22 protein-coding genes and 2 tRNA genes are annotated in these 25,552 nt (G+C 70.7%); 5 read left to right on the top strand and 19 right to left on the bottom strand.

Annotated features, from left to right (window positions below; all coding sequences use genetic code 11):
- Positions 1-67 precede the first annotated feature (67 nt).
- Both leuS and ITI46_RS20030 read right to left on the bottom strand, forming a co-directional pair.
- Complete coding sequence (leuS, locus tag ITI46_RS20035) at positions 68-2,941, bottom strand: leucine--tRNA ligase (RefSeq protein WP_209241050.1); 2,874 nt, start codon at positions 2,939-2,941, stop codon at positions 68-70.
- A gap of 395 nt (positions 2,942-3,336) precedes the next feature.
- Positions 3,337-3,409: transfer RNA gene (locus ITI46_RS20030), tRNA-Ala, on the bottom strand.
- A 281-nt stretch (positions 3,410-3,690) separates the two neighbouring features.
- Between ITI46_RS20030 and ITI46_RS20025 the strand changes: the two genes are divergently transcribed.
- The gene (locus tag ITI46_RS20025; RefSeq protein ID WP_209241053.1) at positions 3,691-4,974 is read left to right on the top strand and encodes a glycosyltransferase 87 family protein; all 1,284 of its coding nucleotides are present in this window, start codon (positions 3,691-3,693) and stop codon (positions 4,972-4,974) included.
- Positions 4,975-4,978: 4 nt separating this feature from the next.
- Here the strand turns inward: ITI46_RS20025 and ITI46_RS20020 are convergent, their stop codons facing one another.
- The 3 genes from ITI46_RS20020 to ITI46_RS20015 form a co-directional block, all read right to left on the bottom strand.
- Positions 4,979-5,212 (bottom strand): hypothetical protein, encoded by a 234-nt coding sequence (locus ITI46_RS20020; protein ID WP_209241049.1) that lies wholly within the window; start codon positions 5,210-5,212, stop codon positions 4,979-4,981.
- 7 nt (positions 5,213-5,219) lie between these two features.
- Positions 5,220-5,414, bottom strand: a complete 195-nt coding sequence (locus tag ITI46_RS34905) for a hypothetical protein (protein WP_247746262.1) — start codon at positions 5,412-5,414, stop codon at positions 5,220-5,222.
- Between the two features lie 85 nt (positions 5,415-5,499).
- Positions 5,500-7,080, bottom strand: coding sequence for an MFS transporter (locus ITI46_RS20015; RefSeq protein WP_209241048.1), 1,581 nt, complete (start codon positions 7,078-7,080; stop codon positions 5,500-5,502).
- 93 nt (positions 7,081-7,173) lie between these two features.
- Between ITI46_RS20015 and ITI46_RS20010 the strand changes: the two genes are divergently transcribed.
- Positions 7,174-8,190, top strand: coding sequence for a helix-turn-helix transcriptional regulator (locus ITI46_RS20010; RefSeq protein WP_209241047.1), 1,017 nt, complete (start codon positions 7,174-7,176; stop codon positions 8,188-8,190).
- 105 nt (positions 8,191-8,295) lie between these two features.
- Here the strand turns inward: ITI46_RS20010 and ITI46_RS20005 are convergent.
- From ITI46_RS20005 to ITI46_RS19980, 6 genes are all read right to left on the bottom strand, one after another.
- Positions 8,296-8,368: transfer RNA gene (locus tag ITI46_RS20005), tRNA-Ala, on the bottom strand.
- A gap of 84 nt (positions 8,369-8,452) precedes the next feature.
- On the bottom strand, positions 8,453-9,106 hold the full coding sequence (locus tag ITI46_RS20000; protein ID WP_209241052.1) for a histidine phosphatase family protein: 654 nt from the start codon (positions 9,104-9,106) through the stop codon (positions 8,453-8,455).
- Positions 9,103-9,555: a ribosome silencing factor gene (gene rsfS, locus ITI46_RS19995; protein ID WP_209241046.1), complete on the bottom strand. Its 453-nt coding sequence runs from the start codon at positions 9,553-9,555 to the stop codon at positions 9,103-9,105. The genes ITI46_RS20000 and rsfS overlap by 4 nt, the downstream gene beginning before the upstream one ends.
- A gap of 122 nt (positions 9,556-9,677) precedes the next feature.
- Positions 9,678-11,429, bottom strand: coding sequence for an LCP family protein (locus tag ITI46_RS19990; RefSeq protein ID WP_209241045.1), 1,752 nt, complete (start codon positions 11,427-11,429; stop codon positions 9,678-9,680).
- The gene (nadD, locus tag ITI46_RS19985) at positions 11,426-12,070 is read right to left on the bottom strand and encodes a nicotinate-nucleotide adenylyltransferase (protein WP_209241044.1); all 645 of its coding nucleotides are present in this window, start codon (positions 12,068-12,070) and stop codon (positions 11,426-11,428) included. The genes ITI46_RS19990 and nadD overlap by 4 nt, the downstream gene beginning before the upstream one ends.
- A gap of 36 nt (positions 12,071-12,106) precedes the next feature.
- Entirely contained in the window at positions 12,107-12,277 is a 171-nt protein-coding gene (locus tag ITI46_RS19980) for a hypothetical protein (RefSeq protein WP_209241043.1), read from the bottom strand.
- 225 nt (positions 12,278-12,502) lie between these two features.
- Here ITI46_RS19980 and ITI46_RS19975 point away from each other — a divergent pair, with 225 nt between their 5' ends.
- The gene (locus ITI46_RS19975; protein WP_209241042.1) at positions 12,503-13,612 is read left to right on the top strand and encodes a M48 family metallopeptidase; all 1,110 of its coding nucleotides are present in this window, start codon (positions 12,503-12,505) and stop codon (positions 13,610-13,612) included.
- Here the strand turns inward: ITI46_RS19975 and ITI46_RS19970 are convergent.
- The 5 genes from ITI46_RS19970 to proB form a co-directional block, all read right to left on the bottom strand.
- On the bottom strand, positions 13,566-14,738 hold the full coding sequence (locus ITI46_RS19970) for an SCO2583 family membrane protein (protein ID WP_209241041.1): 1,173 nt from the start codon (positions 14,736-14,738) through the stop codon (positions 13,566-13,568). The two genes, ITI46_RS19975 and ITI46_RS19970, sit on opposite strands and share 47 nt — an antisense overlap.
- A gap of 101 nt (positions 14,739-14,839) precedes the next feature.
- Positions 14,840-15,517, bottom strand: a complete 678-nt coding sequence (locus ITI46_RS19965) for an SCO2584 family spore wall biosynthesis protein (RefSeq protein WP_209241040.1) — start codon at positions 15,515-15,517, stop codon at positions 14,840-14,842.
- A gap of 81 nt (positions 15,518-15,598) precedes the next feature.
- Entirely contained in the window at positions 15,599-16,888 is a 1,290-nt protein-coding gene (locus tag ITI46_RS19960) for a glutamate-5-semialdehyde dehydrogenase (protein ID WP_372452009.1), read from the bottom strand.
- Positions 16,889-16,964: 76 nt separating this feature from the next.
- A complete protein-coding gene (locus tag ITI46_RS19955; RefSeq protein WP_247746266.1) occupies positions 16,965-17,339 on the bottom strand; it encodes a DUF8830 family protein in 375 nt (124 codons plus the stop codon).
- A gap of 490 nt (positions 17,340-17,829) precedes the next feature.
- Positions 17,830-18,966: a glutamate 5-kinase gene (proB, locus tag ITI46_RS19950; RefSeq protein ID WP_209241051.1), complete on the bottom strand. Its 1,137-nt coding sequence runs from the start codon at positions 18,964-18,966 to the stop codon at positions 17,830-17,832.
- A 481-nt stretch (positions 18,967-19,447) separates the two neighbouring features.
- Here proB and ITI46_RS19945 point away from each other — a divergent pair, with 481 nt between their 5' ends.
- Together ITI46_RS19945 and ITI46_RS19940 are read left to right on the top strand one after the other, a co-directional pair.
- The gene (locus tag ITI46_RS19945) at positions 19,448-21,544 is read left to right on the top strand and encodes a CDP-glycerol glycerophosphotransferase family protein (protein ID WP_209241037.1); all 2,097 of its coding nucleotides are present in this window, start codon (positions 19,448-19,450) and stop codon (positions 21,542-21,544) included.
- A 288-nt stretch (positions 21,545-21,832) separates the two neighbouring features.
- Entirely contained in the window at positions 21,833-23,104 is a 1,272-nt protein-coding gene (locus ITI46_RS19940; protein ID WP_209241036.1) for a phospholipase D-like domain-containing protein, read from the top strand.
- A 32-nt stretch (positions 23,105-23,136) separates the two neighbouring features.
- On the opposite strand, the gene obgE is transcribed toward ITI46_RS19940, so the two are convergent.
- The 3 genes from obgE to rplU form a co-directional block, all read right to left on the bottom strand.
- Positions 23,137-24,579: a GTPase ObgE gene (gene obgE, locus ITI46_RS19935; RefSeq protein WP_209241035.1), complete on the bottom strand. Its 1,443-nt coding sequence runs from the start codon at positions 24,577-24,579 to the stop codon at positions 23,137-23,139.
- A gap of 163 nt (positions 24,580-24,742) precedes the next feature.
- Positions 24,743-25,000, bottom strand: a complete 258-nt coding sequence (rpmA, locus tag ITI46_RS19930) for a 50S ribosomal protein L27 (RefSeq protein ID WP_209241034.1) — start codon at positions 24,998-25,000, stop codon at positions 24,743-24,745.
- A 13-nt stretch (positions 25,001-25,013) separates the two neighbouring features.
- Entirely contained in the window at positions 25,014-25,337 is a 324-nt protein-coding gene (gene rplU, locus ITI46_RS19925) for a 50S ribosomal protein L21 (RefSeq protein WP_019358143.1), read from the bottom strand.
- Between the last annotated feature and the right edge of the window lie 215 nt (positions 25,338-25,552).

Here is a 25,552-nt window from a genome sequence, read left to right as displayed (position 1 = left end):
GGTTCCACGGAACCCGGAGCCACCCCGGTGAAATCCCGTAGGGGTGGGCGCCGCTGTGCGGCGGCGATCACGCAGGAACGATGTTGACCAGCTTCGGTGCGCGGACGATCACCTTGCGTACCTCCGCACCGCCCAGGGTCTTCACGATCACGGGCTCGGCCAGTGCCAGTGCCTCCAGCTCCGCCTCGGAGACCGAGGGCGACACCTCCAGCCTGGCCTTGACCTTGCCCTTGACCTGAACGACGCAGGTCACGGTCTCGTCCACCAGGTAGGCCGGGTCGGCGACGGGGAAGTCCTCGTAGACGACCGACTCCTCGTGGCCCAGCTTGCGCCACAGCTCCTCGGCGATGTGCGGCGCCAGCGGGGAGATCAGCCGGACCATGGTCTCGACCACGGAGCGTGGAACCTCGCGCAGCTTCGTGACGTGGTTGTTCAGCTCCGTGATCTTGGCGATCGCGGTGTTGAAGCGCAGCCCGGCCATGTCCTGGGTGACGCCGTCGATCGCCTTGTGCACCGCACGCAGCGTGGCCTCGTCCGGCTCGCTGTCGACGACCGTCAGCTCACCCGTCGCCTCGTCCACGGCGTTGCGCCACAGCCGCTGCAGCAGCCGGAACTGGCCGACGACAGCGCGCGTGTCCCAGGGCCGGGAGACGTCCAGGGGGCCCATCGCCATCTCGTACAGCCGCAGGGTGTCGGCGCCGTACTCGGAGCAGATCTCGTCCGGAGTGACGGCGTTCTTCAGGGACTTGCCCATCTTGCCCAGCAGCCGGCTGACCTTCTCGCCCTGGTAGTAGTACGCGCCGTCGCGCTCCTCCACGTCGGCGGCGGGTACGGCGATTCCGCGCGCGTCCCGGTAGACGTACGCCTGGATCATGCCCTGGTTGTACAGCTTGTGGAACGGCTCACAGGACGAGATGTGCCCCAGGTCGTGCAGCACCTTCGACCAGAAACGCGCGTACAGCAGGTGCAGCACAGCGTGCTCGGCACCGCCCACGTACAGGTCGACGCCGCCCTTCGGCTGCCCCTCCCGTGGACCCATCCAGTAGTGCTCGATCTCCGGGTCGACCAGCTGCTGGTCGTTCTGCGGGTCCAGATAGCGCAGCTCGTACCAGCAGGAGCCGGCCCAGTTGGGCATGGTGTTGGTCTCCCGGCGGAAGCGGCGCGGACCCTTGCCGTCGCCCAGGTCCAGGGTGACGTTGGTCCACTCCTCGTTCCGGGACAGCGGCGTCTCCGGCGAGGTGTTCGCGTCGTCCGGGTCGAAGGTGCGCGGGGAGTAGTCCTCGACCTCCGGCAGCTCCAGCGGCAGCATCGACTCGGGCAGCGCGTGTGCGATGCCGTCCTCGTCGTAGACGATCGGGAAAGGCTCGCCCCAGTAGCGCTGCCTGCTGAACAGCCAGTCGCGCAGCCGGTAGTTGACGGTGCCCTCGCCCAGCCCGTGCTGCTCCAGCCACTGCCGCATCCGCTCCTTGGCCTCGCGCACACCCAGGCCGTCCAGGGAGATGTCGTGGTTGCTGGAGTTGACGATGGTCGCGTCGTACGAGTCGAACGCGTTCTCCCAGCTCGAGGTGTCCGTACCGCGGCCGTCGGTGGGCTCGACGACACAGCGCAGGGGCAGCTCGAAGGCGCGCGCGAACTCGAAGTCGCGCTGGTCGTGCGCGGGTACGGCCATGATCGCGCCGGTGCCGTAGCCCATCAGCACATAGTCGGCGATGAAGACCGGGACCTTCTCCTGGCTGACCGGGTTGGTGGCGTAGGCGCCGGTGAAGACACCGGTCTTGTCCTTGGCCTCAGCCTGGCGCTCCACGTCGGACTTGGCCTCCGCCTGCGCCCGGTAGGCGGCGACGGCCTCGGCGGGCGTCGCGTAGCCGCCGGTCCACACCTGGTGGGTGTCCTCGGGCCAGACGTCGGGGACGACGGTCTCGACCAGCGGGTTCTCAGGGGCCAGCACCAGGTAGGTGGCGCCGAACAGGGTGTCCTGGCGGGTGGTGAAGACGTCGATGTGCGCGCCCCCGATGGGGAAGCTGATCCGGGCTCCCTCGCTGCGGCCGATCCAGTTGCGCTGCTGCAGCTTGATCGCCTCGGGCCAGTCCAGGTCCTCCAGGTCGTCCAGCAGGCGGTCGGCGTAGGCGGTGATCCGCATGTTCCACTGCCGCAGCTTGGCCTTGAAGACGGGGAAGTTGCCGCGCTCGGAGCGGCCGTCGGCGGTGACCTCCTCGTTGGCCAGCACGGTGCCCAGCCCTGGGCTCCAGTTGACCGGCGCGTCGGAGGCGTACGCCAGCCGGTACTCGCCCAGCAGATCGGCCCGCTCCCGCTCGCTCAGCTCGCTCCAGGCTCCCCAGCCCTCCGGCGTCTCACGGGAACCCGAGGCGAACTGCTCGACCAGCTCCTCGATGGGGCGTGCCTTGCGGGCCTCGGTGTCGTACCAGGAGTTGAAGATCTGCAGGAAGATCCACTGGGTCCAGCGGTAGTACGACGGGTCGATCGTCGCGAACGACCTGCGCTGGTCGTGCCCCAGGCCCAGGCGGCGCAGCTGGGCCGTCATCTGGACGATATTGGCCTCGGTCGAGGTACGCGGGTGGGTGCCCGTCTGTACGGCGTACTGCTCGGCGGGCAGGCCGAAGGCGTCGAAACCCAGGGTGTGCAGCACGTTGTGCCCGGTCATACGCGAGTAGCGGGCGTAGACGTCCGTCGCGATGTAGCCCAGGGGGTGCCCGACGTGCAGTCCCGCACCCGAGGGGTAAGGGAACATGTCCATGATGAACTTCTTGGGCTTGGCGGCCTGCTCCGGATCGCCGCCCAGCGAGCCCTCGCCGGGGTTGGGCGCCTCGTAGGTGCCGTGCTTCTCCCAGAAGTCCTGCCAGCGTGCTTCGATGTCGGCGGCCAGTGCCGCCGTGTAGCGATAAGGGGCCGCGGTCTCGGCGGCGGTGGTCGTCTCGCTCATCGTCCTCAAAGCTCCATCGGTCGTCTCTGCCCAGCGCTCCTGAAACGAAAAAACCCCTCGCACAGGAGGGGGAGCCGCGCCGATACCGGCCCGCAGAAGGGGGACCGGTGCTGATTCAGCGCGGCTCGCTAAGCAGAAGGCGTACGGCACGCATAGCGCACAGGGTACCGCACCCACCGAACCCCCCGCCTGGAGACTGCCTACAGCCCAAGACGAGAGGGCCCCCGAAGACCACGAAAGGGCCCGACCCCGAAGACCACGAGAGGGGCCCACCCTTCAAAAGGGGGTGTGGGTGGCGAAGCCCCCACAACGCGCGGCGAAGCCGCGCAAAAACAAAGGAAGCGAGGCGGCCAACCCGCCAACGGCGGTCCGGCACACCTCGCCCATCGCTTCCGTGGAGCTAAGGAGAATCGAACTCCTGACCTCTTGCATGCCATGCAAGCGCTCTACCAACTGAGCTATAGCCCCAGATCTCTGGTCCGCCGGGGGCTTCCCCGCGGCGGCTTCGCCAGCTTACACGGGGTGCACCGCGTTGTGCCAAATCGCTTTCCGATATGCCCCGACCCGGGCCGAACCGTGGACCAGCAGCTCAGCCCCGGCGGTCCCGAACGCCGGCCGCTCGGTACTGTCGGCCCGTGAGCACGTTGGACCAGGCGGCCGAGAGCAGATGGTCATCGGCGATCAGGGGGTACCTGGGGCTCAGGGAATATCTGCTGCGGCGGCCAGTCACACTGGCGACAGCCCTGTCCATGGTCTCCTTCGCCGCCTTCTGGGCCGCCCAGCGCACGGCGAACGTCTCGATGATCGACCTGATGGTCTACCGGGCCGAGGGCTGGACCGTGCGCAACGGTTACGACCTGTACTCGATGCGCGCCACCTACGCCGACCTGCCCGCCACCTACCCGCCCTTCGCCGCGCTGCTGTTCCTCCCGCTGACGCTGCTGGACGTGGCGGACATGCGCGGGGTGGCGACGTTCGCCAATCTCGGACTGCTGGTGGTGCTCGTCCACCTTTCCCTGCGACTGCTGGACCGCCCGCTGCACATCCCGCGGGGAGCTGCGGCCCTGGGGATCGCCTCTGTCGTGGTGTGGTGCGAACCGGTGTGGACGACGCTGCGCTACGGGCAGATCAATCTGCTGCTGGCCGCTCTGGTGCTCTGGGACCTCACCCGCCGCTCGGGGCACCGCTGGGCGGGTATCGGTATCGGCATCGCTGCTGGGATCAAGCTGACGCCTGCGCTGTTCGCCGTTTTTCTCGCACTGTACGGACTGATCCATGGCTGGCGGCGGCTGCGGCACACAGGGCGCACAGCGGAGCTGTGGAACCCATGGCTGCGGCAGGCGGCTGTCGCGACAGTGACGTTTTTGGGCACCGCACTGCTGTCCGCGCTGGTGCTGCCGCACGACTCCTGGCGCTTCTGGGGCGGTGCCATCTTCCAGTCGGACCGGGTGGGGCGGACGGAGATAACCGACAACCAGTCGCTGAGCGGCGTGGCAGCGCGACTGTTGCACACCGGCGACCCGGGCGGGCTGTGGGTGGGGCTCGCCCTGGCGGCCGCCGTCCTCGGCCTGGGCGCGGCCGTGGCGGCGACCCTGGCGGGGCAGCGCGGGCTGCCGCACGGGACGGCCTGGGCCACCGTCGCCTGTGCGGTGACCACCCTGCTGGTCAGCCCGATCTCCTGGTCGCACCACTGGGTGTGGTGCCTGCCGCTGATGCTGCTGCTCGGCGTGGAAGCGCAGCGCCGCGGCAGTCGCCGCTGGCTGGCCGGAACGCTGCTGACGGGCCTGGTCTTCTGCTCGTACGCACTGTGGTGGGTCCCCCGCAACCCGGGCTCCTCCCACCCGCCCGAACTCCACCAGAACGGTGCCGAGATGCTGCTGTCGGCCTGTTATCCGCTCCTGGGGTCGGCGTTTTTGGCCGTCACAGCCGTGGTGGCGCTACGGGCACTGCGCGGACAGTGTGGCGAGGACGGGGCTGCGGGAGCGGCCCCCCGTGGGGCGAGGGGTACGGAGCCGGTGACGGGCGCCGGGTGAGGGCTCAGGCCGTCGCGAAGGAGTAGAAACGCTTCAGCGTGCAGTGGGCCTCCAGCAGGCGGCCGTAGATCGGTTCGCCGTCCAGCTCACGGTAGGTCTCGATCGGGTCGCCCTTTATGATCAGCGCCCGCGCGCAGTCCTCGCACCAGTACTGGTAGTCACTGTTGACCGGCTCCATGTCACGGACGATCGGGGTGCCGCTGCCGCACCAGTCGCACTTCCTGCTGTGGGCGCCCATCCCTCACTCAGCTCCAGATGTGGCCGCAAGCCGTGCACACGTAGGACACTCCTCCATTGTCGCCGAGCACTTGAGCGACATTTGCCGAACCACAGGACGGGCACTGAAGGTTGCACGGAGCGCCCCGGGGAAGCTCCGCGCGGGGCGGGGACCACGTAGGCGCGGGTCCGGTGCCGTCCTCGTCGAGGACCGTCGCCGACATCGCACTCGTCCCTCCCCTTCCCCCTCGGCTCCCCCTTCCAGCCGTCACGATTCTGCCACGTTCCGGCGTCCGGCCTAAGAGCCGGTCAGCGATCCCCTGGCAATCCCCTTACCCGGTGCACGAGCCCGTTCAACGGTTCTGCCACCGCGCCGACGAGCGTTCCGGCCATCAGTGCCGCGTATGTAGTGGTGAGCGCGTGCGCCGAGTTGGCGGCGGACGGCGCCCTGCCCTCCACCTGTTCCAGGAAGACGGCCCCGAACAGTGCCACTCCGCTCAGCAGCCCGAGCTGGGCGGTCGTCACCAACAGGCCGCTGGCGTCGGCGGCTTCGCTCTGCCGCACGCTCGCCAGGGTGCGCGACAGTACGGGGTTGTAAGCGAGGGACATCCCGATTCCGGCTATGGCCAGGCAGACATAGAGCCACCCACCGCCGTCGCCGCCGTCCGAGAGCAGCGCAGCCAGCCACCCGAACGAGGCCGCGGCGAGCAGGAACCCGGCAGCCGACAGGCGCGGATGCCAAGACTGCGGGAGCCGCCGCCAGTTCGTACCGACCAACGCGAACAGCACCGCAGTCGGCACCATCGCCATACCGGCCAGCAGTGCACTCTCGCCCAGCCCGCTCTGCAGATGCAGCATCAGCACCAGTACAAAACCGGCGTTGACCGCCATCATGCAGAAGATGCGTACAACAGCCAGCGGTACGCCCGGCGCCCGCAGCACCAAGGGCGAGATCAGCGGCCTGCCACCCCGCCGGGACAGCCGTATCTCGTAGCGGGCGAAAACCGGGACCACAGCGGCGCACAGCGCCAGACAGACCCATCCCCACAGCGGCCAGCCCTGCTCCCGTCCGAGCACCACAGGGACGGTGAACAGCAGCAGCAGCGCGCCGAGCAGGGCCAGCCCCGGCAGATCCAGGGCGCGCCGCTCCTCGGTACCGCCCCTGGCCTCCCCGCGTACGCCCATCAGCCAGGGCGCGAGGGCAAGCAGGGCGACGCCCACCGGAACATTGATCAGGAAGACCGGGCGCCAGCCCCAGCCGAACAGGTCGGCGCTCACCAGCACCCCGCCGAGCAGCTGTCCCGCCGCCGCACCGACGCCGAGCACCGCCGCGTAGGCACCCAGAGCGCGGGTGCGGGCGAGCCCGGTGAAGGTGCGCTGGATCAGGCTGAGCACCTGCGGCAGCATCGCCGCGCCGCCCGCGCCCTGCACCAGCCGGAAGCCGATCAGCAGGCCGGTGCCCGTCGCCAGCCCGCAGGCCAGCGAGGCGGCGGTGAAGAGAGCGAGGCCGCCCAGGAACACCCGGCGGTGGCCCAGCAGCGCGCCCAGCCTGGCCCCGGTGATCAGCAGTACCGCGTAGGCGATGGTGTAGCCGGCGATCACCAGCTGGAGCCCCGCACCCGAGGCGTTCAGATCCGCGCGCAGGTCAGGGGCTGCGACATTGACGATGAAGGTGTCCACCAGAGCCATGAACTGGCCGGTGAGCACGATGGCCAGCAGCCACCCGGGGCGGGGGCCGCGGCGCACGATGCCGGGGCCGCTGTCAGTGGCGTGCTCTTTACTGGGAATGCGACTGCCCGGGACCCGGCGCTCGGAGACGGCACGCGCTGCCGTCGTGGGCGTCCGCGCGGCGGGATGCCGGGCAGCGGAGGATGAAGGAACGGAGGTCATGCGCAGAGCCTGGCCGGGTCGGGCCGAAGATCCCGAGAGCCCGGCGATGCTGGTACTGACAGCACCTGGCAGCGGTTGTGCGCTGCCCCGACGATGGGGGATGTGACAGTCATCGCCGAGACGGAAACGGAGCCGCGTGCGGCGCGCAGCGCCGCCGGAACGCCGCGTACGGCAGCCCGGCGCCGCCGGTCCGAGCTGGCCGCCTTCCTGCGCAGCCGGCGCGCCCGGGTCACACCGGCCGATGTCGGGATGCCCGCGGGCCCCCGCCGCCGCACCCCGGGGCTGCGCCGCGAGGAGGTCGCCCAGCTCTCCGGTGTGGGGGTGACGTGGTACACGTGGCTGGAGCAGGGCCGTCCGATCAACGCGAGCGCGCAGGTGCTGGACGCGGTGGCCCGCACGCTGCGTCTCGACGAGGCCGAGCGCGAGCATCTGTACCACCTGGCGGAGGTGCCGCATCCGCCGTCCCCTGAGCGCATAGCCGAAGCCGTGGAACCCGAGGTCCACCGCATTCTGGGGGCGATGGATCCGATGCCCGCCGTGGTCTACAACGGCCGGTACGACGTGCTGGCCGCCAACGGCAGCTACCGGAACCTCTTCCCGGTCCTCGATCTGGTGGGCCAGCCCGAACGCAACGTGCTGTGGCAGCAGTTCGTGGCCATGCCGCCGTGCTGCTGCCCGATACTCAACCGGGAGGCGGAGCTGTCGGTGATGGTGGCGACGCTGCGCGGTACGTACGGCCGGCACGTCGGCGAGCCTCCCTGGGAGCAGTTCATCAGCCGCATGTGCGAGGCGAGCGAGGAGTTCGCACAGCTGTGGCGCAGCGGGGATGTGGCACCGCCCGGAGCACGGATCAAGCTGGTGCAGCACGCCTCGGTCGGTCAGCTGCGGCTCAGCTCGACCTCGCTGCAGATCAGCGGCGCGGCCGAGACGCGGATCGTCGCCTATGTGCCGCACGACGACGAGACGGAGGAACTGCTGGCGCGGCTGCGGACGGTCGAGGACCCCATGATCGGCTGCCCGGAGCACGCCGAGCCGCTGTCCCGGATACATGAGCGGCTGCTGCGCGCCGGCCGCCGGAAGGCGCAGGAGCGGGAGCCCCACCCGGAGTGAACGGCGGCCGAAGTCGCATCCTGCTGGCAGCAGCCGCAGTCGCAGTCGCCGCCGCACGAAAAATCCCGCCCTCCGGAGTGGAGGACGGGATCAGAGAGGTCCGCGTGGAGCTAAGGAGAATCGAACTCCTGACCTCTTGCATGCCATGCAAGCGCTCTACCAACTGAGCTATAGCCCCGAGGACCGGCGCCGGAGCGCCGCGAACGAGATGCAGCTTAGCGGGTGGCCAGGCCGAATGAGAAATCCGGCCTCCCGAGCGTCCTCAGTCGTCGTCGCCGAGCACCGGCTCCGGCAGGCTGCCCGCGTTGTGTTCCAGCAGCCGCCAGCCGCGCACCGTCTCGCCCAGCACGGACCAGCTGCAGTTGGACAGCCCGCCCAGCGCCTCCCAGGTGTGCGGCGGAAGCCCGATGAGCCGGCCGATGGTGGTGCGGATGGTGCCGCCGTGGCTGACCACCACCAGCGTGCCGCCGTCCGGCAGCTTGTCGGCGCCGCGCTCCACCACGGGCGCCGCGCGGTCCGCGACCTCGGTCTCCAGCTCACCGCCGCCGCGGCGCACCGGCTCGCCCCGCTTCCAGGCGGCGTACTGCTCGCCGTAGCGCGCGACGATCTCCTCGTGCGTGAGCCCCTGCCAGTCGCCCGCGTACGTCTCCCGCAGGCCGTCGTCGTGCGTGACGTCGAGCCCGGTCAGCGAGGACAGCTCGGCGGCCGTCACGGCGGCGCGCTTGAGGTCCGAGGCGAGGATCGCGTCCGGACGCAGGCCCGCCAGCAGCCGCGCAGCGCGCCGCGCCTGGTCGAGACCGGCCTCGGTGAGCGGGATGTCCGTCGAGCCCTGGAAGCGCCGCTCCAGGTTCCACGCGGTCTGGCCGTGCCGCCACAGTACGATCTTGCGGTTGCGTACCGCCCCCGTGCCGTTCAGCGCAGCTCTCCGTCCAGTTCGTCCACCTGCTGATCGCCTGCCGCCATCGCGTTCGCGTGCTCGGCCGCCTTGCCGTGGGTCGCCTTGGCGTCTTCGGGCAGCTCCAGCTGCGGGCAGTCCTTCCACAGCCGCTCCAGAGCGTAGAAGACGCGCTCCTCGCTGTGCTGGACATGGACGACGATGTCGACGTAGTCGAGGAGCACCCAGCGGCCGTCACGCTCGCCCTCGCGGCGGGCCGGCTTGGCGCCCAGCTCCTTGTTCAGCCGCTCCTCGATCTCGTCCACGATGCCCTTGACCTGCCGGTCGTTGGGCGCGGAGGCGAGCAGGAAGGCGTCGGTGATGGCGAGCACGTCGCTGACGTCGTAGGCGACGATGTCGTGCGCGAGCTTGTCGGCCGCGGCCTGGGCGGCGGTGTTGAGCAGCTCGAGGGAACGGTCGGTGGCGGTCACAGGCAAGGCTTTCGGGTCGGAAACATCTCGTGTTCCAGGGTCTCACGGCCGCGCGAGGGGTTTTCAGCCCTTGCCGCGCGGCCGTCTCACGTCGGGCCGGTTTGCGGTCGGCCCGGCACCGCTCAGCCCCGGTAGTCGGCGCCCAGCAGGACCGTGACGTCCGCGTTTGCCGCGCCCTCGGCCCTGCGGACCGCGCTGCCTGGCAGGCCCAGCGTCTTGGCGATCTCCGTCGCCTTGGCCTTCTGCGCGGCCTCGGCGTAGGCGACCAGCGACCTGGTGCGGGTGGTGGCCGTGCCGCCCTTGACGACGGTGTAGCCGCCGTTGACCAGCGCGGCGGAGGCGGCGTTGTCCAGGCCGCGCTTGCCGGAGGCGTTCTTCAGGCTCACCCGGGGCGCCGCGTCGGGGTCGGAGTTCTTGACGCTGCCGCCGAGCACCTTCCTGACGACCTGGTCGCTGACCTGCGGACTGAGCGTGCCGTCGGCCCTCACGGGCAGGGTGCGGGTGCGGTAGTCGCCCTGTTTGGCGTGGTCCGCCAGCTTGGCGAGCGAGGCGCCCAGCTGGGACTCGGACAGCGAGGGGTCGGGGATCTGGCCGAGGGATTCGACGGTCTTGGTGGCAGCTCCCGCGTCGCTGGAGAGCTTTTTGAGCACCGCCTGCATGACCTGCCCGAACCGGGCGAGCTGCTTGGTCTGGAGCTCGCCCTGGCCACGGTAGGTGGCGTAGGCAACCGCTGCCCGTCCGTCCAGATCCTGGTTGCTGCCCTGCTCGACCTGCGGATCGTCGCCTTTTTTGGCGCCGGGCACGGTGGTGTCCGTGGTCACCGCGATGCCGCCGACGAGCTCGACCAGGTTCTCCAGGTACGGGGTGTCCAGCCGCCAGGTGCCCTTGATGCCGGAGCCGAGCAGGGTGTTCAGGGAGTCGCGGGTGGGTCCGGCGCCCTGGTCCTCGACCGACTTGCCGAGAGTGGTCGTCCTGCCGTCCTCCGTGGAGACGGCCAGCGAGTTCGGCAGCAGCACGGTGGAGCCCTCGCCCGCGCCCTCGTTGTCCACCAGCAGCGCGGTCGAGCTGATGCCGCCCCGCTCGCGCAGATGCACCACGATGACGTCCCGGTGCGCGCCGGCCGCGGCGCCGCCCTTGCCCTGGTCGTCCCCGGTGCCCGGCAGCATGCCCGCGTACCAGAGGTAGCCCACGCCGCCCGCCAGCAGCAGCGCGAGGACGACGACGAGGGCGACGACGCGGTTGCGGCCCTTCCGCTTGGCCTCCTCACGGCGCTCGGTGCGGCTCTCGGTGAACTTGAGCCAGTCGATGACGTCCTCGGAGTCGTCGGCGCTCTCCTCGACGAACGAGAACTGCTCGGTGTGGTAGCCGTCCTCGGTGCCGGAGGACGGCTTCGCCGGGCCGGAGGTGGCGCCGGGAGCGGTGCCCGGAGCGGTGCCGGGAGCGGCTTGCCCCGACCCGGCCTCGGCCGCCGGCTGCCCGTACTGCTGCGCCTCGGTTCCGTACTGCTGCTGCGCCGCAGACTCGTGCTGTTGCGCCGGAGACTCGTACTGCTGCGCCGGAGGCTCGTACTGCCGGCCGTACTGCTCCTGCTGCGGCGGCTGTCCCTGTGCGGGCATCCAGTCGGTCTGCTGCTGCGGCTGCGCGTACGTGTCGTAGCTGTCGTAGTAGCCGCCGCCCTGCTGCGTTCCCGGCTGCGTTCCGTAGCCTGCGTTGGGGTCGTACGGCGCGTACGCGTCCTGTCCGGCCGCTCCGGCGTACGGACCGGGACTCTGCTGCTGCGCTTCCTGCGGGCGGTATACGGGCCTGCCGTACTCGTCGTAGCCGATGATCTCGGGCTGCGGGCTGTACGGGTCGTATCCGTAGCCGTCGCTCACGCTCGCGAGTCCCCCTCCATGCGGCCCTCGTCCTGCCGGTACAGCGCGCGCTTGTTGATGTACCGCACGACGCCGTCAGGGACCAGGTACCAGACCGGATCGCCGCGTTCCACCCGGGCGCGGCAGTCCGTGGAGGAGATGGCCAGCGCGGGCACCTCCACCAGGGAGACGCCGCCCTGCGGCAGCCCCGGGTCGGCCAGCGCGTGCCCCGGGCGGGTGACGCCGATGAAGTGGGCCAGCGAGAAGAGCTCTTCGGTGTTGCGCCAGCTCAGGATCTGCGACAGCGCGTCGGCGCCGGTGATGAAGAACAGATCCGTCTCGGGGTTGGCCTCGGCGAGCTCGCGCAGCGTATCGATCGTGTACGTCTTGCCGCCGCGGTCGATGTCGATCCGGCTGACCGAGAACTGCGGATTCGACGCCGTCGCGATCACCGTCATCAGATAGCGGTCCTCGGCCGGCGAGACCTGCCGGTGGCTCTTCTGCCACGGCTGCCCAGCCGGTACGAACACCACCTCGTCGAGGTGGAAGCGCGCCGCCACCTCGCTCGCGGCCACCAGATGGCCATGGTGGATGGGGTCGAAGGTCCCACCCATCACGCCGAGCCGCCGCTTACCGGTCCCGGGCACTATGTCCTCTCCCATGCGGGACGACTTTACGCTCAGCGATCCCGTCCGGGGTCAGCGATCCCGGTTGAAGCGGGTGGTGATCCACAGCAGCAGGAACAGCGCGAGCAGCGCGCCACCGCCGGTCAGATAGGGGCTCAGGCTCTCGTGCGAACCGCCCTCACCGTGCTCGCCCCCCGAGGCGAGGGTCAGCAGGGCGTCGTGTGCGGTGCTGGGCAGAGTCATCGTCGCGGAACCTATCCCGTGCGGCCTGGACAGTTGGCTGCGCCGCCCCGTGCCGCACACCGGTGGGCACACCGGTGCGGGCGCGGAACTGCGCAGCCACATCGTAAGCGGGGACCCTCCGCGGCCTCACCCCGACTCATCCGGAGGGCCGGGACGCAACGGGAAGGGCCCGCTCCGCGTCCCACCCTCTAGTGTGGACAGCCCAGTCGAGGAGGGGGAGACACCATGACAGACGGCACAGGCGGCACCGAGCGCCTGCCGGGCCGCGAAAGGCGGCGCTTTGAGGGGATCTCGTCGCGCGCGTACGAGCACCCGACCGACCGCTCGGCCCTGGTCGCGCTGCGCAAGCTGAGCGGCTTCGACACCGCGGTCAAGGCACTGAGCGGTCTGCTGCCGGAGCGCAGCATGCGGCTGCTGTTCCTCTCCGACTCGGTACGGGTCAGCGACCAGCAGTTCGCCCACCTCAACGCGATGCTGCGGGACGCCTGTTACATCCTGGATCTGGAGAAGATCCCGCCGATGTACGTCACCCAGGACCCGAAGCCCAACGCGATGTGCGTGGGCATGGACGAGCCGATCATCGTCCTGACCACCGGCCTGGTCGAGCTGCTGGACGAGGAGGAGATGCGCGCCGTGGTCGGCCACGAGGTCGGGCACGCCCTCTCCGGCCACGCGGTCTACCGGACGATACTTCTCTTCCTGTCCAACCTGGCGTTCAAGGTGGCCTGGATCCCGCTGGGCAACGTCGCGGTCATGGCGCTGGTGACGGCGCTGCGCGAGTGGTTCCGCAAGTCGGAGCTGTCGGCCGACCGCGCCGGACTGCTGGTGGGCCAGGACCTGCAGGCGTCGATGCGCGGGCTGATGAAGCTGGCAGGCGGCAACCACCTGCACGAGATGAACGTCGACGCCTTCCTGGCACAGGCCGAGGAGTACGAAGCGGGCGGCGATCTGCGCGACTCCGTACTGAAGATCATGAACGTGCTGCCGCGCTCCCACCCGTTCACCACCGTGCGCGCCGCGGAGCTGAAGAAGTGGGAGGCCAGCCGCGACTACCAGCGGATCATGGACGGCCACTACCCGAAGCGCGCGGACGACAAGGACACCTCGGTACGGGAGTCGTTCAAGGAGTCGGCGAACCACTACTCCGAGTCGGTGCGCAACAGCAAGGACCCGCTGATGGGCTTCGTCCGCGACCTGGCGGGCGGCGTCGGCGATGTCGGCGGCAGGCTGCGGGACACCTTCACCGGCCGCGGCGCCTCCGGCGGCCAGGACGGCACCAACGGGCGCGCTAACGGCTCGGACGGGAAGGATGGTCCGGGCTCGGCTGAGCGCTAGACGCCAGCAGCCCGCACATCGAGGCGGTGGACCGGCCCCGCGCGAAGGGGTCGGTCCCCGCCTTTCCCGCGTCCTTGGCCCGCTCGCCGGCCAGCAGCGGGCTGAGCGCGTCCGAGGGGTCCTCGCCGCAGTTCATCGGCCCGGCGCGCACGGCGACCTGACGCACGTTGACCTCGCGGTCGCGCAGGTCCTGGCGCTCGAAGCGGAAGTGCACCTGACGGCGTACGGAGAACAGCGAGGCGGTCCTGCCGGCGCCCGGGCCCTTGCCGGGGTTCTTTCCCGCGCCCTTGCCCGGGTTCTTTCCCGGGCCCTTGCCCCGGCCGGCCGGGCGTACGGCGTAGACGAAGACGTGGTCGGCGGTGACCTCCAGGCCGTCGCCGACCTCCTGCACCGCGAGGGTGCCGTCCACCCGTACCTTCGGGCTGGCCAGCTCCACCTTGCTGCGGTCGAGGCGCACCATCCAGGCCGTGGCGGCGTGCCGTCCGTCGTTGCGGGGGTTCTCCACGCTCTGGTCGAACTGGCGCTGCTGGCGCGGGTCGAGCAGCACGCGGACCGGCCGCACGGCGCCGCCGGTGAGTACGTCCGGGTCGAGCGAGCTCTCCACGACGTAGTCCTTGGCCGCGGTGAGGGCGGCCAGCACCTGACTTTCGGAGAAGCGGCCGCTGCTCCGAACGGGTGGCAGCGCCACTCCATCGGCCCCCGTCGCGAACCGCGCCGCGGGGCTGTTCGCGAACAGATCCGCGGGGTTGCTGCCGGGGACCGGCCCGGTGGGAGCCAGCGGCAGCACTTCGCTGTGCAGCGGCTCGGCGCCGGTCCGCGCAGGGGACCGGTACGGGTTCCGTATGCCCATGTAGATGGCGGTGCCGAAGGCGAGGGCGATCAGCAGGACCAGGATCAGCCCCTGCCGGGAGAGGCCCAGGCCCACCCTGGGGCCCCGGCGCTCGGCCTCGGGGCGGGGGCGTACCGCGGCGTGCTCCTCGTCCTGGAGGCGTTCCTGCGCAGAGAACTCCTGGAGCCGGGCAGCCTTGATGAACGACTCGTCGAACACCAGCGACCGGTATTCGTCGTCGCCGCCGTTGGGACCGCCTTCGGGCGTCCCGTCAGGAGGATCCACTCGCCCGCCCATAGGAACAGGGTAGGACCGACCGGGCTGACGCGAACGGCGCGGCCCCGGCCAACTTGCGAGAAACCGCAGGTCCTGTTCCGCCGCTCGACCCGGCCTCGGGCTCAGCCGCCTGGCGGCTCCGCGGAGACGGTCGGCAGGGCGCCGGGACCGCTGGGGTCCACGCCCGTGGTGGCGGGCGGCGGCGAGGGGTTCTGCCGCTGGCCCGAGGTGCCCCGGTAGACCGCCGAGAAGGCGAGCGCCACCATGCCGATCCCCATCACCACGGCCAGCACCCAGGCGATGGGCCGCTGCCAGGCACGGTGGCCGCGGTACGGGCGCCGGCCCGCGCCGTACGGTGCGTAGCGGCCGCGGGTGTGCAGATATCCGAAGTCGGCGCCGTGCTCATAGGCCGGGTCCAGTTCCGGGGGGCAGCCCTCCGAGGCGTCGTACTCCGTGCGGTAGTCGGAGCGGTCGAAGCGGCCCTCGTCGTCGTCCGGATCGTCGTCGAAGGGGTCGTAGGTGTCGTCGTCGGCGAACTCGTCGTGCGGGAACTCGCCCTCGCCGCGCGGATGGCCGTAGCCGTCCTCCGCGGCCCGCAGGTTCTCGTTCTCCAAGTGCTCGGCGTGCGACTGGGCGGAGGCGAGTATCCGTTCGGCCGCGCTCGGCTCGTGGACCTCGGCCGCGCGTACGAAGTCCTCGTCGAATACCACGGAAGCGAACTCGTCGTCCGCCGCTCCGTGGTCGCGGTACTCGGGATCCTCGCCGTCCGGGAACGGCCTGCCCCCCACGTCGTCCGGCACGCGATCCAGCGTAGACCTACCTGGTCAATTTGGGCAGGGCCGAAGGGAGCCGGACGGAAAATCGGTGCGGGCCGCTCCTGTTCACTCGCGGATGTGACCGTCCCCGGTGACCACGTACTTCGTGGAGGTGAGCTCCGGCAGGCCCATGGGGCCGCGTGCGTGCAGCTTCTGCGTGGAGATCCCGATCTCGGCGCCGAAGCCGAACTGGGCGCCGTCCGTGAACCGGGTGGAGGCGTTCACCATGACGGCCGCCGAGTCCACCAGCGCCGTGAAGCGGCGGGCCGCTGCGGCGTCGGCGGTGATGATCGCCTCGGTGTGCCCGGAGGACCAGGCGCGGATGTGCTCGACGGCGGCGTCCAGCGAGGGCACCACGGCCGCCGCGATGTCGTACGACAGATACTCGCTCGCCCAGTCCTCGTCGGTGGCCGGCAGCACGGTCCTGCCTGAGGTGCCGGCCACCGTCTGCCAGGCGCTGTCGCCGTGCACGGTGACGCCCGCCTCGGCGAGCGCCTCGAGGGCGCGCGGCAGGAAGGTGTCGGCGATTCCCGCGTGCACCAGCACGGTCTCGGCGGCATTGCAGACGCTGGGGCGCTGGGCCTTGGAGTTGACGAGAATCGCGAGCGCGGTGTCGATGTCGGCGCGCTCGTCCACGTAGACATGGCAGTTGCCGGTGCCCGTCTCGATGACGGGCACGGTGGACTGCTCCACCACCGTCTTGATCAGCGAGGCACCGCCGCGCGGGATGAGGACGTCCACCAGGCCCCGGGCGCGCATCAGCTCGGTGACACTCTCCCGGCTCTCCCCTGGCACCAACTGCACGACGTCGGCGGGCAGTCCGGCCTTGACGACCGCGTCCCGCAGTACGGCCACCAGCGCGGTGTTGGAGGCGTGCGCGGAGGACGAGCCGCGCAGCAGCACGGCGTTGCCGGACTTGAGGCAGAGCGCGGCCGCGTCGACGGTGACGTTGGGGCGGGCCTCGTAGATGATCCCGACGACGCCCAGCGGGACCCGCACCTGGCGCAGTTCGAGACCGTTGGGCAGCGTCGAGCCGCGCTGCACCTCGCCCACCGGGTCGGGCAGCGCGATCACGTCGCGGACGTCGGAGGCGATCGCCGCGACCCGCTCGGGGGTGAGCGTGAGCCGGTCGACGACGGACTCCGCCGTGCCGGCGGCGCGCGCCTTGGCGACGTCGCCGGCGTTGGCGGCGACGATCTCGTCCGCCCTGGCCGTGAGCGCCTCGGCGATGGCCAGCAGCGCGGCGTCACGGGTGGTGCGGGGGGCGGGGGCGAGGTCGGCTGCCGCTGTCCGCGCGCGGCGGGCCGCCTGGCGGACGGGGGTGTCCGGGGTCTCGGATGCGCTCATGGCGCGCATGGTAGCCGGGGCAGGCGTCACGCTGCTTCGCCGTCTCAGGGGCGGCGCCTCCGACGGGCCGCGCGGAACGGGACGCTCAGAACGGGTGCACCCCCACCGGGCTCGCGGGCGGTGGACCGTAACCCTCGGCGACGCGCTGGTGATACGTCTCGCGGCCGATCACCTCGAGACCCACGATCTCCCACGGCGGCAGCTTGGCCGAGGACCGGTGCTCGCCCCACAGCCGCAGCGCCACGGCAGCGGCGTCGTGCAGGTCGCGGGCCTCCTCCCAGTAGCGGATCTCCGCGTGATCGTTGGCGTAGCGGCTGGTCAGCAGGAACGGATGGTCGTGGGCGAGCTGTTCGAGGGCCCGCCGTACGTCGGCCAGCGGCGCCTCCTGCCCCGCGACGCTGAGTGTGATGTGCCAGAGCCGGGAGCCGACTCGTGTCTCGGGCTGGGGAGAAGACGCCATGTCGACGCTGGCCAGTCGTCTCACCGGTGGCCTCCTGAAATGGTGCTGGGTGCTGCTGGAATGGTGCTGGGTGCTGCGCTGGTTCGGGTGTGCTGCTGCTACTGCTGCTGCGCTGGTGTACTGCTGTGCCGGTTTGGACGGTTGTGGCTGTAGGTGCTGACTCCGGGACGGAGCGTGCACATGCGATTGCACGTGCCGCTTGCACGGCCCGCGTCAAAGTTGACCAGTCCGAGGGCGCGCGCGGGGCCGTTTTGCGGAAGGTGTCCGTGGAAAGGCTGGACTTTTTCCCGGACCGCAACCGTCCGCACGAATCAGAAGCACGGCGGACAGCACGGAGACAGCACCCGGTCAACGGTGCAGGAGACAGCGGCCAACGGCGCAGCAGACCGCCGCCAACGGCGCAGCAGTCAGCGACAAGCAGCGCAGCAGACCTCCGCCAGCCGCACAGCAGTCAGCGCCGGGCCGCCCGCCCCGCAGACGAGCAACGCGGTCAGGGCCGCAGCAATACGAGATCGTCGCGGTGGACGACCTCGCGCTCGTAGGCCGGGCCCAGCTCCCTGGCCAGCTCGTGCGTGGTGCGGCCGAGCAGCCGGGGCAGCTCCTTGGCGTCGAAGTTCACCAGTCCGCGCGCCACGGCCCGGCCCCCGGTGTCCCGCAGCTCGACCGGATCGCCCGCGGAGAAGTCGCCCTCCACTCCGGCGATACCGGCCGGCAGCAGCGAGGTCCTGCGGTCCACGACGGCCCGCACGGCGCCGTCGTCCAGCGTGAGCGCCCCGGCGGGCGTCGAGGCGTGCGCGAGCCACAGCAGGCGCCCCGCGGCGCGCCTCCCGGTCGGATGGAAGTACGTGCCCGTCTCCCGGCCCGCCAGCGCGTCGGCGGCGTGCACGGCCGAGGTCAGCACCACGGGGACACCGGCGCCCGCGGCGATGCCTGCCGCTTCGACCTTGGTGACCATGCCGCCGGTGCCGACGCCCGCGCTGCCCGCGCTGCCGATGTCGATGCCCTCCAGGTCGGCGGGGCCGCGCACCTGGGCGATGCGGCGGGTGCCGGGGGTGGCGGGGTTGCCGTTGTAGAGGCCGTCCACATCGGAGAGGAGGACCAGCAGATCGGCGCGGACGAGATGGGCGACCAGCGCGGCGAGCCGGTCGTTGTCGCCGAACCTGATCTCGTCGGTGGCCACCGTGTCGTTCTCGTTGACGATCGGCACGGCGCCCATGGCCAGCAGCTGGTCCAGGGTGCGGTAGGCGTTCCGGTAGTGCGCGCGGCGGCTGGTGTCGTCCGAGGTCAGCAGCACCTGGCCGACGCGGCGGCCGTAGCGGGCGAAGGAGGCCGTGTAGCGGGCCACCAGCAGCCCCTGGCCGACGCTCGCGGCGGCCTGCTGGCGGGCCAGGTCGCGGGGGCGCTTGGCCAGCCCAAGCGGCGCCAGCCCGGCGGCGATGGCGCCGGAGGAGACCAGCACTATCTCCCGGCCGGCCGGCCCGCCCGGCTCACCTTCGGGGTGCTGGGGGCCGGTGCCGCTGCCGGTTCCGCTGCCGATGTGCTTGGCGAGTACGTCGACGAGGGCGTCCACCCGGTCGGCGTCCAGTCCGCCCGCCGCCGTGGTCAGCGAGGAGGAGCCGACCTTCACTACGACGCGGCGCGCCTCCCGTACGGCCCTGCGAGCCGCTCGCTCACTCTCCGTGGCGCTCCCGGAGCCCTCGTGGGCGTCCCCCGTGACGCCCGCCACGCGCCCTGTTCCGCTGTCCCCTGTCACGCCCGTCCGTACCCCTCGCGCCTGTGCCGCCGCGGCGGGCGGTGGGCGCGGCTGTGCGCCCGTGGTCCGTGGCCCGCCGTGTTCTCCGGTTTTCCTGCTCTGCTGCTGCTTCTGCTGCTTCTTCTCCTGCTTCGCAATCTACGTCAGCGCTGCTTCGGGCCGCTCATCCGTTTCGCGCAATGGACGCGTGAGGATGGTTACCTTTGACCAGGTAAGGCCGCATCCGGGACCGACGAAGATTGTCACTTGACCCACGGGCGTCATACGGTCAGTGGTCGACCCTGGCCACCGCCACCGGCCAACCCCTGAAGCCAGTTCCCGTCGACCCTCGATCTCCATTCCAGGAGCCCAGCCCGTGCCCTCTGCCGGACTCTCCACACGACGTGCCGTGCAGCTCGCGGCCCTGCTCGCGCTCGCGGTGTTCTACACCGTGCAGCTGGCGGGTGCGCTGCTGCCGAACGTGCCCGTCTTCGTCGCCGCCTCGCTGGCGGGACTCGCCCTCGACCTGTACCTGACGCACAAGCAGCCAGGGCTGCTGGCGCTGCTCGGCAAGGTCCGTTTCGATGTCACCACGCGCCAGCTGCTGCGCGACATGCTGGTGGTCATCGGTCTGGTGCGCATCCCCGAGGTCCCGCCGGACATCGAGCGCCCGCTCACCCTGCTGCTGCTCGCCGCGTACGCCGCGCACTTCCTGTGCCAGGCGGTGGCCCAGCTGGTGCGCCGCACCCGCACCCTGCCGGTCGTCACCCGCAACATCGACACCTCGGCGCTGAACCTCACCAACGCGCCCTCCCGGCTACTGGCCCGCCAGCCCAGCCGCAGGCTGCTGCGTTTCTCGATCCCCGGCACCGTGGGGCTGATGCTCAGTGCGAGCCTGTCGGTGCAGGAGTGGGGCCTCATCGGCGTCAGCTGCACCCTGCTGCTGTCCCTGGGCAGCGCCTTCTATCTGGCCACCTGGCTGCTGCCGAAGAACCGTTCCAGGAGCGAGCAGCAGGTGCTGGCGTGGCTGGACCAGTGGCTGGCGCAGTACAAGCCGACCGTCGGCATGTACTTCTCCGGCGGCGCCTCTTCCGCGTACCAGGCGAACATGTGGCTGGGGACCCTCGCCGAGCTGGACGGGCGGCCGTTGATCGTGCTGCGTGAGCGGTTCATGGTGCAGAAGATCGACGCGACCGACATCCCGGTCGTCTGCATCCCCAAGGTCGCCCATCTGATGCGGCTGGAGCACTCCACGCTGAAGGTGCTGCTGCACCCCGCGAACTCCGGCAAGACCTCCCAGGTGCTGCGCATCCCCACCCTCAAGCACGCCTTCATCAACCACGGCGAGTCCGACAAGCTCTCCTCCTGCAACCCCTACGCCAAGGCGTACGACCAGGTGTGGGTCGCCGGCGAGGCGGCCCGCGAGCGCTACCAGCTCGCCGAGGTCGGGGTGGACGACAAGGACGTGGTCGAGGTCGGCCGCCCGCAGCTGAGCCCCATCCAGCACGCCGACGAGCGCACGGCAGCGGCGGACCGCAGCGAGTACACGACGGTGCTGTACGCGCCCACCTGGGAGGGCTGGGACGGCAACCCTGGCAACACCTCGGTACCGCTGGCCGGCGAGAACATCGTCAAGGCGCTGCTGGCTGACCCGAAGGTACGGCTGCTGTACAAGCCGCACCCGATGACCGGCTCGGTCGACCCCCGCGCCGGCGCCGCCGACCAGCGCATCCGTGACCTGATCGCGGAGGCCAACGCGGCCCGCGGCGGTTCCCGGCGCGCCCCTGAGGCGGCCGCCGAACTGGAGCGCCGTACGGCGGCGTTGGACCAGGTCGCCACGGCGGCCTTCCGCCGCAGCGCGGACGAGATGGAGCGGATGAAGATCCAGGGGACCCCGGAGGAGGGCAACGCCGACCGGGTGCGTGCCGCCACCGAGGCGTGGGAGGCGGCCTACTGGGCGTCCTTCCCGGAGTGGGAGCACCAGATCGTCACCGGCCCGCGGCCGGCGATCTTCAGCTGCTTCAACCAGGCCGACCTGCTGATCTCGGACGTCTCCTCCGTCGTCTCGGACTACCTCAGCAGCGAGAAGCCGTACGCGGTCGCCAACACCAGCGGCATGACCGAGGACGAGTTCCGGGCCACCTTCCCGACCGTACGGGCCGGCACGGTGCTCACGCCCGACGCGCAGCAGATTCCCGAACTGCTGGAGTCGGTCCGCCACCCGGAGAAGGACGGCTTGGTGCAGGCCCGCAAGGAGCTCAAGACGCATCTGCTGGGCCCCTCCGACCCGCCCTCGCGCGTCCGCTTCAACGCCGCCGCGCTGGAACTGGCGGCCGAGGCCGAGGCACGCAACGAGCGCGTCGCGCGGCGTACGGCCGAGATCCCCGGACAGCGGGAGATCGAGGAGGCCGCCGAGGAGGCCGAGATGGAGGCACCGGGCACCGCCGACCCGGAGGACGCGGTACCGACATAAAGCGCCGAGCGGTACCAGAACAGGGCGCTGGCCTGCGCTGTCGTGCCGGACCCACTCGTTCGGGCGGCGCACGCGGCTCACACCGGCGCGCAGGAGCGCACAGCGGTGCGGGGCCCCGGGAGGAGTTCACCTCCCGGGGCCCTTCCGTATGTGTGCGTCACATCCGTTGCCAGCCGTCACAGGCGGCGACCGAAAGCCCTGAAAGCCGGGCCAGGCGTCCCTACGCTCACTGACGGCCCGGTACGCACCATGCGCCGGTTCCGCACCATCGGCCAGGAGGGGACGCACGTGACACGTCTGAGAACCGCCGCACCACCGCTCGCCCTGTTCCTGGTGGCAGGGCTCAACCTCGCAGCGCCCTCCCCCGCCACGGCCTACTCGCCCGCAGCCGCTCTCAAGGGCCCCGGCACCGGCCCCGTCTTCAACCAGCCCAACGGCACAGCGGCACAGCAGCGCGCCATCCGCAGCGACCTGCTGGCCCGGATCAAGGCCGCGGCGCCCCGGTCCACGATCAAGGTGGCCCTCTACCACTTCTGGGACGCCGAGATGGCCCGCGCACTGGCCAGTGCCCACACCTCCGCCCAACGCCGCGTCAATGTACGGGTGATGCTGGACGAGTCCAGCGTGAGCTCGATGCCCTCCAGCTCCTCGTACAAGATTCTCCGCAAGGCGCTCGGCACCGACCGGGCGAAACGGTCCTTCGTGGGGCTCTGCCCCGAGCACAAGTCCTGCCTGGGCAACCCGGGTTCGGGCGCCTCCATCGCGCACAACAAGTTCTGGCTCTTCTCCCGCACCGGCGGTTTACGGAACGTCGTAGTGCAGACGTCCTCCAACCTCTCCACCGGCAACTACACCAAGTTCTGGAACGACGCCATGGCCGTCGCCCAGGCGTCCGCCTACGCGGCCTACAGCCGCTACTTCGACAAGGTCGCCCAGGAGGACTGGCGCGGCTGGCGCTACGTCCGTGCCGAGGCGGCGCCGTACGCCGGCTACTTCTTCCCGCGGCCGAAGGGCGGCGACACGGTGGTCGGCATCCTGAACAACGTCACCTGCCGCTGGAAGGACGCACGCGGCAGCCACCGCACCAGCGTCCGGCTGGCCATGTTCAAGCTCACCCGGCAGAGCGTCGCCGACAAACTCGCCGCGCTGCAGCGGAAGGGCTGCGCCGTGGACATCGTCTACGCCGAGTCCGACAGCAAGGACAGCACCGGGTCCCCCGGCACCTGGGAGACGCTGCACGCGCCGGGCGGACCCGCGATGCGGTGTCTGCACTACGACGATGACGGCGACCCGAAGACCGCGCGGGAGGTCATTCACTCCAAGACGCTGATGATCTCGGGGCGGTACGCGGGTGCGCCGGACAAGGTGGTGTGGACCGGCAGCCACAACTACTCCGGCCCCGCGCTCACCAGGAACGACGAAGCGCTGCTGAAGGTCGACAGCTCGTCGGTTCACGATGCGTATGTGCGGCACTTCCGCCAGGTGCGGGCCGCGGCTCTCCCCGGGCGCTCCGACGACACCCCCAGGTGCAAGGGGGTGAGTCCGCAGCCGGAACACTGAGGCTTGCCCTGCACGGCGTCTGGTGTTCCGCCCTAGCCCTCGAAGGGGTCGAAGTCCTCGTATTCGCCGAGGGCTTCGTCGCGTTCGGCCTCGCGGTCGCGGCGGCGTTGGGCGGCGGGACGGGGGGCTTCCATGCGGTGGTCCTCGCCGCGGCGGCCGAGCATTTCGGCGCCGGTGACCATGGTGGGCTCCCAGTCGAAGACGACGGCGTTGTCCTCGTCGCCGATGGCGACGCCGTCGCCCTCGCGGGCGCCCGCCTTCAGCAGCTCCTCCTCGACGCCGAGGCGGGCGAGGCGGTCGGCGAGGTAGCCGACGGCCTCGTCGTTGTTGAAGTCGGTCTGCCGCACCCAGCGTTCGGGCTTCTCGCCCCGCACCCGGAAGAAGCCCTCCTCGATCCGGGTCACCGTGAAGCCCGCGTCGTCCACGGCCTTGGGGCGGATGACGACCCGGGTGGACTCCTGTGCAGGACGTGCCGCGCGCGCCGCGTCCACCAGACCCGCCAGCGCGTACGACAGCTCCTTGAGGCCCTGCCGGGAGACCGCGGAGACCTCGAAGACGGTCAAGCCGCGCTCCTCCAGGTCGGGCCGGATGATGTCGGCCAGGTCCTTGCCCTCGGGGATGTCCGTCTTGTTGAGGACGACGACGCGCGGCCGGTCCTCCAGGCCGCCGTAGCGGGCCAGTTCGGCCTCGATCACATCCAGGTCGGAGACGGGGTCGCGGTCGGTCTCCAGGGTGGCGCAGTCCAGTACGTGGACCAGCACGGAGCAGCGCTCGACGTGCCGCAGGAACTCCAGCCCGAGGCCCTTGCCCTCGCTGGCGCCGGGGATCAGTCCGGGCACGTCAGCGAGGGTGTAGACGGAGCCGCCCGCGGTGACCACGCCCAGGTTGGGCACCAGGGTGGTGAAGGGGTAGTCGGCGATCTTCGGCTTGGCGGCGGAGAGCACCGAGATCAGCGAGGACTTGCCCGCGCTCGGATAGCCGACGAGCGCGACGTCCGCGACCGTCTTCAGCTCCAGGACGACGTCCCGCTCCTCGCCGGGCTCGCCCAGCAGCGCGAAGCCGGGCGCCTTGCGCCGCGCTGAGGCCAGCGCTGCGTTGCCGAGGCCCCCGCGCCCGCCGCGGCCCGCGACGAAGGTGGTGCCGGCGCCGACCATGTCGGCCAGCACTTCGCCGCGCCCATCGAGCACGACGGTCCCGTCCGGCACCGGCAGCACCAGGTCCTTGCCGTCCTGCCCCGACCGGTGCCCGCCCTCGCCGGGGCGGCCGTTGGTGGCCTTGCGGTGCGGGCTGTGGTGGTAGTCGAGCAGGGTTGTCACATCCGGGTCGACGACGAAGGTCACGTCGCCGCCGCGCCCGCCGTTGCCGCCGTCGGGCCCGCCGAGCGGCTTGAACTTCTCCCGGTGCACGGAGGCGCAGCCGTGTCCACCGTTACCCGCGGCGACATGCAGCTCGACGCGGTCCACGAAGGTGGTCATAGGGATGTGCCTCCAAAGGCGTGCTGGGGGGTGTACTGCGCACGCAGCGCGCGCGAAGCCGCGCACTACGCGCCGAGGGCGGACCCGCTTCCCGTGCGTACGTGGTGCCGTACGTACGGGAGAAGAAGGTCCGCCCTCGGTGGGGAGTGTGTCGTCCGGCTGCTTACCGGGCGGCCGGGACGATGTTCACGACCTTGCGGCCGCGGTGGGTGCCGAACTGCACCGCACCCGCGTCCAGCGCGAACAGGGTGTCGTCGCCGCCGCGGCCGACGCCCTTGCCCGGGTGGAAGTGGGTGCCGCGCTGGCGGACCAGGATCTCACCCGCGTTGACGACCTGACCGCCGAAGCGCTTCACGCCGAGATACTGCGGGTTGGAGTCGCGACCGTTCCGGGTGGACGATGCGCCCTTCTTGTGTGCCATCTCTCCTCAGTCCTTACTTCTTGGCCGGGGCGGGGATGTCGGTGACCTTCAGCGCGGTGTGCAGCTGGCGGTGACCGATGCGCTTCTTGTACCCGGTCTTGTTCTTGTACTTCTGGATCCGGATCTTGTCGCCCTTGTGGTGGTCAACCACCTCGGCCTGGACCTTCACGCCCGCCAGGACCCACGGGTCGCTGGTGACCGCGTCACCGTCGACGACGAGCAGGGTGGAGAGCTCGACGCTGTCGCCGACCTTGCTCTCGGAAATACGGTCAACCTCGATGACGTCGCCCACAGAAACCTTCTGCTGGCGCCCGCCGGTGCGCACGATCGCGTACACGCGGAACTCTCTCTCGCTCGAATCGGAGCTCCTGACGCCAGCCGCCCGTCCGCACGCGAAAGCGCGGAGCTGATCCGGAAGGATTGAGCGGCCTCTCCCGGTGACCGGGAGGGATTTGCTCAGGAGCAGCGCGCCCAGGTGAGGGCACGCCGACGGTCAAGGGTACCCCATACGGACCTGGGGTCCGGCCGGGGGACCTGGGGCCCGGCCGGGGG

The sequence above is a fragment of the Streptomyces oryzae genome (assembly GCF_017676365.1).
Lineage (GTDB): Bacteria > Actinomycetota > Actinomycetes > Streptomycetales > Streptomycetaceae > Streptomyces > Streptomyces oryzae.
Note: the sequence above shows the minus strand (reverse complement) of the source record. Positions and strands in the feature narration are given on the sequence as shown.

Bases quoted from the DNA above. Each gene is read 5' to 3' on its own strand.
- leuS (WP_209241050.1), bottom strand. From the start codon at position 2,941: ATGAGCGAGACGACCACCGCCGCCGAGACCGCGGCCCCTTATCGCTAC.
- ITI46_RS20025 (WP_209241053.1), top strand. From the start codon at position 3,691: ATGGTCTCCTTCGCCGCCTTCTGGGCCGCCCAGCGCACGGCGAACGTC.
- ITI46_RS20020 (WP_209241049.1), bottom strand. From the start codon at position 5,212: ATGGGCGCCCACAGCAGGAAGTGCGACTGGTGCGGCAGCGGCACCCCG.
- ITI46_RS34905 (WP_247746262.1), bottom strand. From the start codon at position 5,414: ATGTCGGCGACGGTCCTCGACGAGGACGGCACCGGACCCGCGCCTACG.
- ITI46_RS20015 (WP_209241048.1), bottom strand. From the start codon at position 7,080: ATGACCTCCGTTCCTTCATCCTCCGCTGCCCGGCATCCCGCCGCGCGG.
- ITI46_RS20010 (WP_209241047.1), top strand. From the start codon at position 7,174: ATGGGGGATGTGACAGTCATCGCCGAGACGGAAACGGAGCCGCGTGCG.
- nadD (WP_209241044.1), bottom strand. From the start codon at position 12,070: ATGGGAGAGGACATAGTGCCCGGGACCGGTAAGCGGCGGCTCGGCGTG.
- ITI46_RS19980 (WP_209241043.1), bottom strand. From the start codon at position 12,277: ATGACTCTGCCCAGCACCGCACACGACGCCCTGCTGACCCTCGCCTCG.
- ITI46_RS19975 (WP_209241042.1), top strand. From the start codon at position 12,503: ATGACAGACGGCACAGGCGGCACCGAGCGCCTGCCGGGCCGCGAAAGG.
- ITI46_RS19970 (WP_209241041.1), bottom strand. From the start codon at position 14,738: ATGGGCGGGCGAGTGGATCCTCCTGACGGGACGCCCGAAGGCGGTCCC.
- ITI46_RS19960 (WP_372452009.1), bottom strand. From the start codon at position 16,888: ATGCGCGCCATGAGCGCATCCGAGACCCCGGACACCCCCGTCCGCCAG.
- ITI46_RS19955 (WP_247746266.1), bottom strand. From the start codon at position 17,339: ATGGCGTCTTCTCCCCAGCCCGAGACACGAGTCGGCTCCCGGCTCTGG.
- obgE (WP_209241035.1), bottom strand. From the start codon at position 24,579: ATGACCACCTTCGTGGACCGCGTCGAGCTGCATGTCGCCGCGGGTAAC.
- rpmA (WP_209241034.1), bottom strand. From the start codon at position 25,000: ATGGCACACAAGAAGGGCGCATCGTCCACCCGGAACGGTCGCGACTCC.